This is a genomic window from Sphingobacterium spiritivorum, from assembly GCF_016725325.1.
Classification (GTDB): Bacteria; Bacteroidota; Bacteroidia; order Sphingobacteriales; family Sphingobacteriaceae; genus Sphingobacterium.
Genome location: NZ_CP068083.1, coordinates 1,296,996 through 1,310,290, shown reverse-complemented (window position 1 = coordinate 1,310,290; position 13,295 = coordinate 1,296,996). Strand labels below are relative to the sequence as shown.

At 40.4% G+C, this 13,295-nt stretch carries 10 protein-coding genes; 2 read left to right on the top strand and 8 right to left on the bottom strand.

Features of this window, described 5'->3' with window-relative positions:
* Window positions 1-20: 20 nt before the first annotated feature.
* From I6J02_RS05335 to I6J02_RS05325, 3 genes are all read right to left on the bottom strand, one after another.
* On the bottom strand, window positions 21-557 hold the full coding sequence (locus I6J02_RS05335; RefSeq protein WP_201680769.1) for a fumarate hydratase: 537 nt from the start codon (window positions 555-557) through the stop codon (window positions 21-23).
* Window position 558: 1 nt separating this feature from the next.
* Window positions 559-1,956: a class II fumarate hydratase gene (gene fumC / locus I6J02_RS05330; RefSeq protein WP_201680768.1), complete on the bottom strand. Its 1,398-nt coding sequence runs from the start codon at window positions 1,954-1,956 to the stop codon at window positions 559-561.
* 157 nt (window positions 1,957-2,113) lie between these two features.
* Window positions 2,114-2,683, bottom strand: a complete 570-nt coding sequence (locus I6J02_RS05325; protein WP_201680767.1) for a hypothetical protein — start codon at window positions 2,681-2,683, stop codon at window positions 2,114-2,116.
* 159 nt (window positions 2,684-2,842) lie between these two features.
* On the opposite strand from I6J02_RS05325, the gene I6J02_RS05320 reads away from it, so the two are divergent.
* Window positions 2,843-4,435, top strand: coding sequence for a S41 family peptidase (locus I6J02_RS05320; protein WP_201680766.1), 1,593 nt, complete (start codon window positions 2,843-2,845; stop codon window positions 4,433-4,435).
* On the opposite strand, the gene I6J02_RS05315 is transcribed toward I6J02_RS05320, so the two are convergent.
* The 5 genes from I6J02_RS05315 to uvrA all read right to left on the bottom strand — a co-directional run bounded on the left by I6J02_RS05315 (window position 4,432) and on the right by uvrA (window position 12,058).
* Window positions 4,432-5,508 (bottom strand): endonuclease/exonuclease/phosphatase family protein, encoded by a 1,077-nt coding sequence (locus tag I6J02_RS05315; protein WP_236582304.1) that lies wholly within the window; start codon window positions 5,506-5,508, stop codon window positions 4,432-4,434. The genes I6J02_RS05320 and I6J02_RS05315 overlap by 4 nt on opposite strands.
* A 44-nt stretch (window positions 5,509-5,552) precedes the next feature.
* The gene (locus I6J02_RS05310) at window positions 5,553-6,428 is read right to left on the bottom strand and encodes a rhomboid family intramembrane serine protease (RefSeq protein WP_201680764.1); all 876 of its coding nucleotides are present in this window, start codon (window positions 6,426-6,428) and stop codon (window positions 5,553-5,555) included.
* A 14-nt stretch (window positions 6,429-6,442) separates the two neighbouring features.
* A complete protein-coding gene (locus I6J02_RS05305; RefSeq protein ID WP_201680763.1) occupies window positions 6,443-7,120 on the bottom strand; it encodes a rhomboid family intramembrane serine protease in 678 nt (225 codons plus the stop codon).
* Between the two features lie 19 nt (window positions 7,121-7,139).
* Window positions 7,140-9,026 carry a DNA mismatch repair endonuclease MutL gene (gene mutL, locus I6J02_RS05300; RefSeq protein ID WP_201680762.1) on the bottom strand — a complete coding sequence of 629 codons (1,887 nt, stop codon included), beginning with the start codon at window positions 9,024-9,026 and terminating at the stop codon, window positions 7,140-7,142.
* A gap of 191 nt (window positions 9,027-9,217) precedes the next feature.
* On the bottom strand, window positions 9,218-12,058 hold the full coding sequence (gene uvrA, locus I6J02_RS05295) for an excinuclease ABC subunit UvrA (protein WP_201680761.1): 2,841 nt from the start codon (window positions 12,056-12,058) through the stop codon (window positions 9,218-9,220).
* Between the two features lie 175 nt (window positions 12,059-12,233).
* Here uvrA and I6J02_RS05290 point away from each other — a divergent pair, with 175 nt between their 5' ends.
* Window positions 12,234-13,283, top strand: a complete 1,050-nt coding sequence (locus I6J02_RS05290) for a DUF2157 domain-containing protein (protein ID WP_201680760.1) — start codon at window positions 12,234-12,236, stop codon at window positions 13,281-13,283.
* The last annotated feature ends 12 nt before the right edge of the window (window positions 13,284-13,295 follow it).

The window sequence follows — 13,295 nt, the reverse complement described above, 5'->3', positions numbered from 1 at the left end:
GATAAAAAGTTTTGGATGATTTACAACTCCCAGCGTTTTTTAGGAACACAGGTGATGTCTTGTTTTTTATGAAGTACTATTGGACGCTGATCAAAACGATTTTCCAGAATCAGAGAATCTTTGCTGTATTTTGCAATTTTGAATCTCGGCAGGTACTGCCCCTGTTTATAACAACCGGATAATTTCTGTTTTCCGTTCTCCTTCGTATAAACTCCTTCTACGATCATACTGTCTCCTCTGACAACGTATACAGCTTTGGCATATTCTTTCCAGTTTCCGTTTTGATAGCAGCTATCTGACATGCGTTGTACTGTTGAATGCACATCCATGGTCGTATAAATGGAGTCGCAGGTGATTTTGAAGGAATGCAAAGTATAGGACAGCATCTGATCCTGATGTGGTATACTATCCTGTTGCCAGACACCTTGCAGATATTCCGCACCTTTTCCCTGAATATCGGAGCGTCGCTGGCAACTTCCAAAAATCAAAAGCATACCTGCTAAAGGCAGCAGGTATGCTTTTAAAAGTGAAAAAATGGATTTTTTAATCTTCACCATATTATTTCAGGCTTCCCACCATGTCTTCCGGTTTTACCCAAGCATCAAAATCTTCAGCAGAGACATAGCCCAAACGAACAGCTTCTTCTTTCAAAGTAGTGCCATTTTTATGTGCTGTCTGTGCAATTTCTGCAGATTTGTAATACCCGATTTTAGTGTTTAAAGCTGTTACCAACATCAATGAGTTATCTACAAGTTCTTTGATACGTTTGTAATTTGGCTCAATTCCGCTTGCACAATGTTCGTCAAAGGATACGCAGGCATCACCCAGTAAACGTGCCGACTGAAGGAAGTTCGCCGCCATCAGAGGTTTGAATACATTAAGCTCATAGTGACCTTGTGTACCACCGATAGTGATAGCTACGTCATTCCCCATTACCTGAGCTGCAACCATAGTCAAAGCCTCGCATTGTGTAGGATTTACTTTTCCCGGCATGATAGAAGAGCCTGGTTCGTTCTCCGGAATAAGGATTTCTCCGATTCCTGAGCGAGGACCTGAAGCCAGCATACGGATGTCGTTTGCAATTTTATTTAAGGAAACAGCAAGTTGTTTTAGTGCACCGTGAGTTTCTACGATGGCATCATGAGCGGCTAAAGCTTCAAATTTGTTTTCTGCCGTAACAAATGGAAGACCTGTAAATTCGGCAATATATTTAGCGACAACTACGTCGTATCCGTCAGGAGTATTTAATCCTGTACCTACTGCAGTACCACCTAAAGCTAATTCGGATAAATGAGATAATGTGTTTCTCAACGCTTTTAAACCGTGGTTTAACTGAGCTACATATCCGGATAATTCCTGACCTAATGTCAACGGAGTAGCATCCATTAAGTGCGTACGGCCGATTTTTACTACATTCTTAAATGCTTCCGCTTTTTTCGCCAATGTATCACGAAGTTTCTCCACACCGGGGATGGTTACTTCTGCTACGGCTTTATAAGCTGCAATGTGCATTCCGGTAGGGAAGGTGTCATTAGAAGATTGAGACTTGTTGACATCGTCATTTGCTTTCAGGACGGGTTCGCCTTCGCCAATCTTAAAACCGGCAAGTACCTGAGCACGGTTAGCTACGACTTCATTCACATTCATATTAGACTGTGTGCCTGAACCCGTTTGCCAGATTACTAACGGAAACTGGTCATCCAGTTTACCCGCAAGGATTTCATCACATACAGCACCGATAGCATCACGCTTTTCAACAGGTAATACACCTAATTCATGATTAGCATAAGCTGCAGCTTTTTTTAGATAAGCAAAGCCTGCTACAATCTCATGAGGCATAGATGCAGAAGGTCCGATTTTGAAATTATTGCGTGAGCGCTCCGTTTGTGCCCCCCAGTATTTATCCGCAGGGACCTGTACTTCGCCCATAGTATCTTTTTCGATTCTAAATGACATAGTATTTATATTTTATAGTTATCTCACAAAGTTAATGAACTAAACCTTAAACCGAAAATGATATCTGTCAGATTGTAAGGCTGGCTCATCAATAAACAGATTATTTTTGTGTATACTGTTTTTCCTATCGATGATCCGATACCTGCTGGCAAGACTGTCAATAGCCCAGTCTTCTTGTCAGTTGTTCATTCACATGATGAAACAGCTGTTTTGGTTTCAGGGTACGCCATGGCATCTGATCGAATATTCCTCCGAAATTGATGTAATAGTCTATGTTATGAGATTTAAATTCCTCGATGACGTGTGATCTGAAATTAAGGCCAGCTATCCATCCGTCCTCAATATTTTGAAACCACTCTTCATAATAAAGATCATCTGAAGCGTGGAAATTAAGGACATTTTCGCCGATTAAAATGAATTTGGTAATGCCTTCATTGATCATCAGATCTATCAATTCTCTTTTCAGCAGCATAATGTCATTATAGATAGCATCATTCCACTCTCCTATAAATTCAATAATAGTATAGCCTTTGTCGTAATCTACATACAAAACCTTTAAATACAGGGTCGAAGAGCCAAAGTGATCCCACTGAGGATGGAGTAAAAAATTGTAGATCTGTTTGTCGTATTCAAACTCATTATAGATCGTTCCGTAAAAAGGGGACAGTTCATCTTCGGAGGCAATATAATAGTCTCTCCAATTATAAAAAGGCTCGATTTCGTGCATGATATTCTGTTTGTTGAATTCGATTATCGTTTTGGTGTCAAAATTGGTAAAAAATCCTGATTAAAAACTAAATAAAGATAGATTTGTTACTATAATATCTCTTACATATTAACTCAAAAGTTTAAAAAACTCGTTAATTTTGTGTCGGAAAATCTAGACATGCAAAAAAATACAAGGCGGAATATTTTTGTGGCGGCGACTTATGGTGGTGTGCTGATGCTGGGTCTCATTTTAGGTCAATATTATTCGAATGAACAGCGAACTGCTGCCGGTGGAGTATTGGATCCGCTGGGGGTGGACAACTCGTACAAAATTCAGGGAATGATGGATCTGATATCGAGCAGCTATGTAGACAGCATCAATATGGACGCTATACAGGATGATGCTATTTCGCATATTTTGTCACGTCTGGATCCTTATTCAGCGTATCTGCAGGCTGCTGAAGCCCAGAATCTGAATGAAACACTGGAGGGTACATTTGAGGGAATAGGACTTGAATATTTTAATTTGAATGATACACTTCTCGTTGTAAGTATTATTCCGAATGGCCCTGCGGACAAGGCAGGCTTTAGGGTTGGGGATCAGCTCTTGCAGATTGATACAAAGACGATCGCCGGAGTCAGTATGCCGCTAAGTGAGGTGGACAAAATGATTCGCGGAAAACGGGGAAGTGCGCTTCAGGTGCTGGTGAAACGAGAAGGATACATGTTGGGTAAGCCTATAAAAGTAATCCGGGATCAGGTTAATGTAAGTTCGCTGGATGCGGCTTATCTGATTCAGCCTACAGTTGCCTATGTCAAGATCAGGAGATTCGGACTGAAGACTGCAGAGGAATTTAAAAAGGCTCTCAAAGAACTGGAAAAACGAGGGGCCAGAAGTATCATAGTAGATCTTCGTGAAAATGGCGGGGGATATCTGCATGCAGCTATACAGCTGGCAAGTGAGTTTTTTAAAGATAAAAAGCTTATTGTTTATACTAAAGGATATAATGAGCTCAGAAAAGATTACTTCTCTTCTGCCGATGGCGTATTTCCGGATGGTAAGGTTGCCGTACTGATTAATGAGAATTCAGCTTCCGCAAGTGAGATTTTTGCCGGAGCGATACAAGATCTGGACCGGGGTACCATCGTCGGAAGACGTTCGTATGGAAAGGGATTGGTACAGGAACGGTTTGAATTACCGGACGGATCTACAATCAATCTGAGTGTAGCCCGCTACTTTACTCCTTTGGGCAGAGATATCCAAAAAAAATATACACTTAATGCATTTGTAAGTCCGACGAGCCCTGAACCTTTATGGCTTATGGATACCACATATGTGCATGAGCAGGCTTTTGTCACCAAAGGAGGAAATCAGGTTTATAACGGCGGAGGGATCTATCCGGATGTAGTCTTACCTATCGATTCAAATGCACTGAGTCTGAAATATCAGGAAATCAACTCTTCCAGTCTGACAGAGCAGTTTGTGTATGAGCGGTTCACCAAAAAATCGCCGGCGTATTCTATTGAAAACTTTATTCAGGGCTATCACTTGCCGGATAAGGAATATGCAGATTTTATGACTTTTCTGAAAAATAAGGGAATTGTCTTGAGCAAAAAGCAGGAAAATGACCTGCATCAACTGATACAGACTGATATTGAATCTCTGGTGGGACGTTTTTATTTTGGAAGAGATGCTTATTTCAAAGTGCGCAACAGGCACGATGTATTTGTGGAAAGAGCAGTCAATGTCTTGGCTCCTGTATTAAATTAATCCTTCAGTTGTACATCGGCCCATATGGGATAGTGATCCGAAAGTTTTCTTTTGACAATCTGATAATTGAGGATGTTGAAATCATTGCTTGTAAAGATATAATCAATCTGAAATATAGGAAGCATTTCATAGTGGGTAACACCCCAGCCTGAACCTTTCTTCTGGAAAGCATTCTGCATGCCTTTGCCAATCAGGTTGACACTGTATGACATCGGTGTATCGTTAAAATCACCCATTACCATATAGGGAATTTTAGCAGTCTCTATATGTTCTTTCAACGCTTCAGCCTGTTCACTACGCGAAGCAAAAGCCTGCTTTAATTTACGGCCTACCCTGCGGGTAGCAGTTTTGTTGCTTTCTCCGGATGGATTTTGAATAAAATCCTTGTCTTCGTTCTGCAAGGCAAAGGAGCGAAGATGAACATTATAAATCCGCATACTTTTTTTGCCCTTTTCTATATCTGCATATATAATCCGATTGATGCCATATTCATTCTTAACAATAGTGCCGGAATGGATCACAGGGTATTTGGAAAAAATAGCTTGTCCATATGCTTCGTAATCATTGACAGATGCGGGTTCGAAATACCAGTATTTATAACCAAAATTTTCACGGAGTTCCTTAGCGTAAACATGTTTGCCTTTTATCTTACTGTAGTATTCCTGAAAGCAAATAACATCCGGTTTGATACTGTCGATAATACCTAATACTTCTCGTTTAAAGTCTTTTTCTTCACCTTTTTTTGCTGTTTTAAAGAGATGGACATTGAAACTTAGTACACGTATGCTACTATCTGCAGCAGTGATCTCCTGTGTATGGTCTCCGCTAAAATTCCAGTGTTTGGTCAGAAGATTCCAGCCGATTACAATAGTTATAAATGAGATCAGTGCATGCTTAGGTTTACGCATAAGCCAGTAACCTACAAAGCCGATGTTGATAAGTAGAATGGGAAGATAACCCAATCCGAAAAAAGCAAGTGGCCAAAAGGTCTTGGGGTTAATAAAGGAGGCAGAATAACTCAAAAGCAAAGCTGCTACAGCCAGTAAATTGGCTATAAAAATAGTCTTGCTCAAGAAACCCAGCTTTTTTTTTAACAAGTGAACTTTTGCCATTCCCTCTAATCTTGCTTACTCGCTTTGAATAATACTTCCTTTTCCCGTGAAGTTAAACTTTCATAGCCAGACAAAGAAATTTTATCTAAGATCTGATCAATTTCTTCCTGATTGGGGAGGTCATTGATCGTGGAATGAGAATATTTAGCGTATTCTACCTTCTGATGCACAACCTGTAGTCTGCTGATCCGTTTCCTTTTTGCTGCGAATATCTTACTCCAGTCCTTTCCGTTCTGCAGTGAGCGGATAAACATAAAGCTCCAAAGTATAATGCACAGATACGCTGCGGCAGCAGTTTTATTAATTAGTGCATAAAATATAACCTCCAGCCCGAGGTATACATAAGCAACAATTTTTAGTTTGATGTTCCCCAGAAATAAGAGTCGCATTTCTGTATAAGGCACCAGAGATGCTGTTGCTGTAATGACGCCTGCTATGGGAAGAGATGCTGTATTGAGTAATGTCTGCGGGCTATTGGCCAGATAAGGAATCTGACCCAAAGCTAAATAGAATGCCCCTCCTAAAAACAAAGATGACAGATAAATATACCAAAGCTGTCTGCTGTTGAGGAAATTCAGAAACAGATTACCCATCCAGTATAGCCACAAGCTGTCAAACAGAATACGAAATAAACCTGTGTAAACCAGTGAATAGGAAAAAATAGACCAGGGTTGTTGCAGAAAATGTTCAAAACTAACCGGCAGACTAAGATTCTGAAGTGTCTTATCGTAAAGAGGATAATGGATAACTTTTAATTCTGCAAGCAGATCAAAAAGGTGAATAATCACAAAAAGAGCTACTTGTCCCACAATAACAATGGGAACCGGAGATCCTGATTTAAAAGTTTCTCTCCAGAAGGATTTAAACTCTTTTTGTGCCATTTTCACAAATTTAACTAATATATACCTTTTCTAATACCCCACATTTTCAACAGTATAAATGCAAACAGAGCCCCTCCTACGTGTGCCAAATGTGCAACAGAATCTCCCGGACGGGAAAGACTCAGGTAAATTTCTATAACGATCAACCCGCCGATAAAGTACTTCGCTTTGATCGGTATAGGTATAAATATCAATTGTAGCGGAATGTTTGGAAATAAATAGGCAAAAGCAAGCAGAATACCATATATAGCTCCGGAGGCCCCCACTAAAGGAGTATAGTTGATTTCTTTAATAAAGGCAATCTGCTCAAAAGACAATGCATTCATATCTATACCTTGTCTTACCGGAAAACTCGTGCCGACTAACTGATAAAGTTCAATCGCCTGTATACCGTATTGTAATACCAAAGCTCCTAAACCGGTGAAAAGGTAAAAATTAAGAAAACGTTTTGATCCCAATACCTGTTCGATCATCGGCCCAAACATCAGCAAGGAAAACATATTAAAGAAAATATGTGTAAATCCTCCATGCATAAACATATAGGTTATGATCTGCCAGACTTTAAAATATGGTGAGTCCGGATAGAAAGCTGCTAAATACTGATAAGATTGTGAGACCAGGCTTGATCCAATAAAAAAGATGATATTGAGGATCAGTAGATTCTTTACAACCGGTGATAAATTTGGAAACATATGTATTCTCGTTTACTAATTAATTTTTGCCAAACTTTTCAAGAAGCTCAGACAATGTAAATGTAATAATTATCGGTTTGCCGTACAGTGAAATATTCGGTGATTCGCAGGCAAACAATCTGTCAATCAGTTCTGCCATGGCTTGATTATCCAGAAGAGTTCCCGGTTTTATCGCTGCACTTTTAGCAAGACTACGGGCCAGATTTTCCCGTTTGTTTAGTTTTAATTCGGATTTGTTATGTTTAAAGTCTTCCAATAGCCGTTCAATAATAGCCAGTTCGTTGACATTACTCCCCAGATCGGCCGGAATTCCATCTACAATATACGTTGTTTTTCCAAAAGGGCGTAACTGAAAACCCAGACTTTGAATTTCCGGTAATATTTCTTCCATTAATGCATGGTCGGCACTATTCAGATCTATTGTTTGCGGAAACAGGCTCTGTTGGCTTATTCCCTGATTCTGTTCCAGGTGAGCCAGGAACTGTTCGAATAATATACGTTCATGTGCAGCCTGCTGATCGATTATCATAAAGCCAGAATGAATCTGTGATACGATAAACCTGTTGTGTAACTGAAAGAATTGCTTGATTTGCTGTACGCTGACTTCCGGCATATTGATGTCAATCTCCTCATCATCCTTTTCTGAAGGAAGTAATGGAAGCTGAGCAGATGAGGTGGTCTCGTTTTCTGTGATCTGATAAAGAGTATCCCAGTTTTGTGGTATTCCTGCTTTTTTCTCAAAACCGGAAGTGTAATTGTCTGATCTCGATTTGGAAGCAGATTCCTTATAGCCTGGTTCAAAAGGATTGAAGTCCGGATTAAAATTAATCGTAGGTGCCTGAATTTCATCAAGAGGTTTCTGGCTGATCATATTTGAAAAACCTGTCTCCTGATTAAAATCAAGCGTAGGAGCAATGTTATAACGTCCCAATGATCGTTTTATGGCAGATCTTAGAATGGCATAAATCGCTTTGTCATCTTCATATTTGATTTCCGTTTTCGTAGGATGAACATTGATATCAATCTTCGCCGGGTCTATATCAATAAAAAGCACATATAGTGGGTAGCTATCTGCTGTCAGTATCTCTTCGTATGCATTGAGAACGGCATGATTGAGATAAGGATCCTTTATAAATCTTTTGTTAACAAAGAAGAACTGTTCTCCTCGGGTCTTTTTGGCAAACTCAGGTTTACCGATAAAACCATTAATAGTAATTATAGATGTTTCTTCCTCTACAGGTACAAGACGCTGGTTATAATTATTGCCCAGTAAGTGAACAATGCGTTGCTTCAATGTTTCCGCGGGAAGATGGTATACCTCATTGCCATCACTGTGCAGGCTGAAGAAAATTTCAGGGTGAGCTAAAGCCACACGTTGGAATTCATCAATAATATGACGCATCTCTACCGAGTTACTCTTCAGGAAATTCCGCCTTGCAGGAATGTTGAAAAAAAGATTCTTGACAGATATACTTGTCCCCGGAGACAGCGCTTCAGGATGTTGATCTGTTATTTTGGAACCTTCGATTTCGATAACTGTTCCGAGCTCATCTTCTACGCGTCTGGTCTTTAATTCTATGTGTGCGATTGCGGCGATGGAAGCCATGGCTTCACCACGGAATCCCATGGTGCGGATGGAGAAAAGATCCTCCGCTTTACGTATTTTAGAGGTAGCATGCCTTTCAAAACATAATCTGGCATCCGTCACACTCATACCACATCCATTATCAATGACCTGTATCATTGATTTACCAGCATCTTTTACGATAAGTTTTATTTTGTCTGCTCCGGCATCAATCGCATTTTCAATCAATTCCTTTACCGCAGAAGCAGGTCGTTGCACGACTTCTCCTGCCGCAATTTGATTCGCAACAGCATCTGGCAACAATTGAATAATATCTGACATAATCTATGCGAAGTTACGAAAAATTGATCCGAAATTTTAGTATAGATTAAAGTGAAGAAAGAATGACAATACATCTTTGTTAAATATTTTACAAGATGTTTGTTATTTAGGTATTTAGCTTTTGAAAATGGATAGGCTGATGGATGGTATAAGGAGCAGTATTTTCTCTAAAATACGGCTCCTTAAGTTTTTTATTTCATTTCCAGTTTTAGGAATCGTGCCGTGTCGCTTTTCTTATTCTTAATCAGTTCTTCCGGTGTTCCGGCAAACAAAAGCTGTCCGCCACTGCGTCCGCCTTCAGGTCCCATATCGATCACCCAGTCAGCAGTTTTTACTACATCCAGATTGTGTTCTATAATCAATACAGAATTGCCACGGTCTACCAAACGGTTGATCACCCCTAGCAATACATTCACATCTTCAAAGTGAAGTCCTGTTGTTGGTTCATCTAAGATGTAAAATGTTTTTCCGGTATCTTTTTTAGAAAGTTCAGTAGCCAGTTTGATACGCTGCGCTTCACCACCCGAAAGTGTAGTTGAAGATTGTCCCAAAGTAATATAGCCTAACCCTACATCCTGCAACGTTTTAATTTTTCTGTAGATTGAAGGAATATTTTCAAAAAATGCAACACCTTCATCCACACTCATGTCCAGTACGTCAGATATAGATTTTCCGCGATATCGTACTTCCAAAGTTTCTCTGTTGTAGCGTTTTCCGTGGCATGTTTCACAAGGAACCTGCACATCCGGCAGGAAGTTCATTTCGATGATCTTCATACCTGCACCCTGACAGGTTTCACATCTTCCGCCTTTCACATTAAAGGAGAATCTGCCAGGCTTATACCCGCGTATTTTGGCTTCCGGAAGTTGCACAAACAATGTTCTGATATCCGAGAATACTCCTGTGTAGGTAGATGGGTTGGAACGTGGAGTCCGGCCAATCGGACTTTGATCGATTTCGATGATTTTGTCAATATGTTCCAGCCCCTCGATACTCTTATACGGAAGAGGTACAGCCTTTGCTCTGAAGAAATGCTTATTGAGTATAGGGTATAATGTTCCTGTGATTAAACTGGACTTGCCCGAACCTGATACACCGGTAACGAGGATAAGTTTTCCCAGCGGGAACTCTGCCGTTACATTTTTCAGGTTGTTACCTGTTGCTCCTTTGAGGATTAGAGATTGACCGTTGCCTGCTCTGCGGGTTTCAGGAATAGCCACTTCTTTTCGGCCATTCAGATAAGCTGCAGTGAGCGAATCTGCTTTCAGAATTTCTTTTGGTGAACCTTCAGCAACCACCTGTCCGCCATGAAGACCTGCTGCAGGTCCCATATCAATGACATGATCTGCATTTAGAATCATATCTTTATCGTGCTCCACCACCAATACTGAATTGCCGATATCCCGCAGATTTTTTAGAGATTTGATCAGTCTTTCATTATCCCGCTGGTGTAGTCCTATACTGGGCTCATCCAGAATATACAAGACATTGACCAATTGGGAGCCGATCTGCGTAGCCAGTCTGATTCGCTGTGCTTCTCCTCCGGATAGTGTTTTCGATGTGCGGTCCAATGTAAGATAGGTGAGTCCTACATCCAGCAAAAATCCAAGTCTGGCACGGATCTCTTTGAGGATCTCCGTTGCAATTACCTGTTGACGTTCATCCAGTCTGGATTCCAGATCTGTAAACCACTCCATAAGTGAAGTGATATCCATCGCCGCAAGTTCACTGATATTTTTTTTGTCTATTTTGAAATGTAGAGACTCTTTTTTTAGTCTGGAGCCGTGACATACAGGGCAAGTTACTTTCGTTCGGAAATCTTCCAGTGAGGTGATATCATCCTGCTGACGTCCCATCTGTTCTTCCAGCATTGCAAAAATACCCTGGAAGGTGACTTTGTGTTCACGTACACTGTAACTGCTATATTCTACTGTAATAGGAATAGGTTCTTCTGCGCCAAACAGCAGGGTATCGATCTGTTCTTCAGTAAGTTTTTCTACAGGAGTCGTTAGCGAAAATTCAAGCTTTTTCGCGACAGCTTTCAATACCTGAAAATTCCAGGATTCGCGGGCGGGGCCTAACGGCACAATAGCGCCTTTCTGAATACTCAGTTTACGATCCGGAATAACAGCCTGTTTATCTATTTCGAAAATATATCCCAGTCCATCGCACTTTGGACAAGCGCCATAAGGAGAGTTGAACGAAAATGTATTCGGTTGTGGCTCATCATAAGAGATACCCGATTCGGCATCCATCAGATAACGGCTGAAAAACTGTTCCTTATTCTCTTTGTTTGTAATCTTGATAATTCCTTTTGCCGCTTTCATCGCCTGCATGACAGAGGTGTAGAGCCTTTTTCTGTCTTCAGGTTTTACGGTAAGCCTGTCAATGACAGTCTCAATATCGTGGATTTTATATCTATCCACCTGCATTTTAGGCGTCAGATCTGTAATTTCTCCATCTACACGAACTTTTGTATATCCCTGTTTGCGGATTTGTTCAAAAAGTTCACGGTAATGGCCTTTACGTCCTTTGACAATCGGGGCGAGAATGTTTACCGCCTCTCCGTTGAACTCCTCCAGGATACGGTCTACGATCTGATCTTCAGACATACGCTCCATACGTTTGCCGGTCACATAAGAGAAAGCTTCGCCTGCACGGGCATAGAGAAGACGCAAAAAATCGTATACTTCAGTGATCGTACCCACAGTAGAGCGGGGATTTTTACTGGTCGTCTTTTGTTCAATGGAAATAACGGGACTTAAACCAGAAATTTTATCTACATCCGGACGTTCCATGCCTCCGAGAAACTGGCGGCTGTATGCACTGAATGTTTCCATATAACGGCGTTGTCCCTCTGCATAAATCGTGTCAAATGCAAGCGAAGATTTTCCGCTTCCACTTAGACCTGTGATGACAACAAGTTCATTTCTTGGAAATGTAACATCAATATTTTTAAGATTATGAACACGTGCCCCAAAGACCTCTACTTCGTGTTGCTCGCCCAAATCCGGAGTTGTTTTTTTTGTCATGAACCTGCAAGAGTTAGCTTTAAGCCGTTCAGAAAACAGCAAAGTGCAAAGGTACAGAATTTTAAAAGATTATGATTGGCCTGATCGTAAAGAAGTCGTGAATTTTGATTTTAAAATGATGCTTTTGATAAGTTGGATTAATCTTTGTATTTTGTTTCTTTAAAAAACTACTCTATTGGAAAAAATTGACGTAAGTAAGCAGGAAAAGGAGACGTTGGATTCTGCCATTACCCATTGGCAGAAGCATGGATACGTGAATGATCAGGTAGCGGAAGAGCTTAGGAATTCAATGGAGGTTAAGAATTTTGAGTGGGGAATGCTGGCCAAATATGCTTTCTGGATCGCATTGGCTTCTTTGGTTTTTTCAGTCCTTTCTTTATTTGTCGATGATACCTTTCTTGATTTTGTAAAAAGGTTTTACGAAGCACCTAATATTGTATTTTTTATATTCTTTGCCGCACTAGCAGCCTTATTTTATTTTCTCGGATTCCGAAATAAGGAAAAGTTTCCTGAAAAAACATTTTCCAATGAGACATTAATGCTGGCGGGAGCCTTTTCAACGGCTACCAGTATAGGATTTCTGGGACAGGTACTGGATAGAAACGAAATGCATTTCTCTTTGCTTTTTTTATTATCGGTAGCTATATATGGTATTCTGGCCGTAAAGCTGGATTCCAAACTGATCTGGACATTTACACTGATCAGTCTGGGTGTATGGTTTGCTACAGAAACAGCCTATCATAGCGACTGGGGATTTAGGTTCTGGGGGATGAATTATCCATTACGCTTCACTATTTTTGGAGTGCTGGTAACGGGATTTGCAATTTTTGTTCAACCTCGTTTCAAGCCACTGGTCGAATTTCAATCGACCTCCTATGTAGTCGGACTTCTTTATACTATGATTGCGCTGTGGTGTCTCTCCATATTTGGAAACTACAGTGACTTTGAAGCCTGGACACGTGTGAGGCAGTTTCATATTTTTTATTGGGGACTATTATCTACATTAGTGTCAGCGGGTCTGGTGGTTTACGGACTGAAGTCCAAAGATAATGTGACCAGAGAGATTGGTTTTGTATTCTTTATCCTCAATCTGTATACCCGGTTTGTGGAATATTTGTGGGATAATATTAATCGTACTATTTTCTTTTTAATTTTGGCTGTTTCCTTTTGGTTTGTTGGTCGATGGGCCGAACGTATCTGGAAAAAACGAGAGAATGGAAAATAGTATTAGCACAAT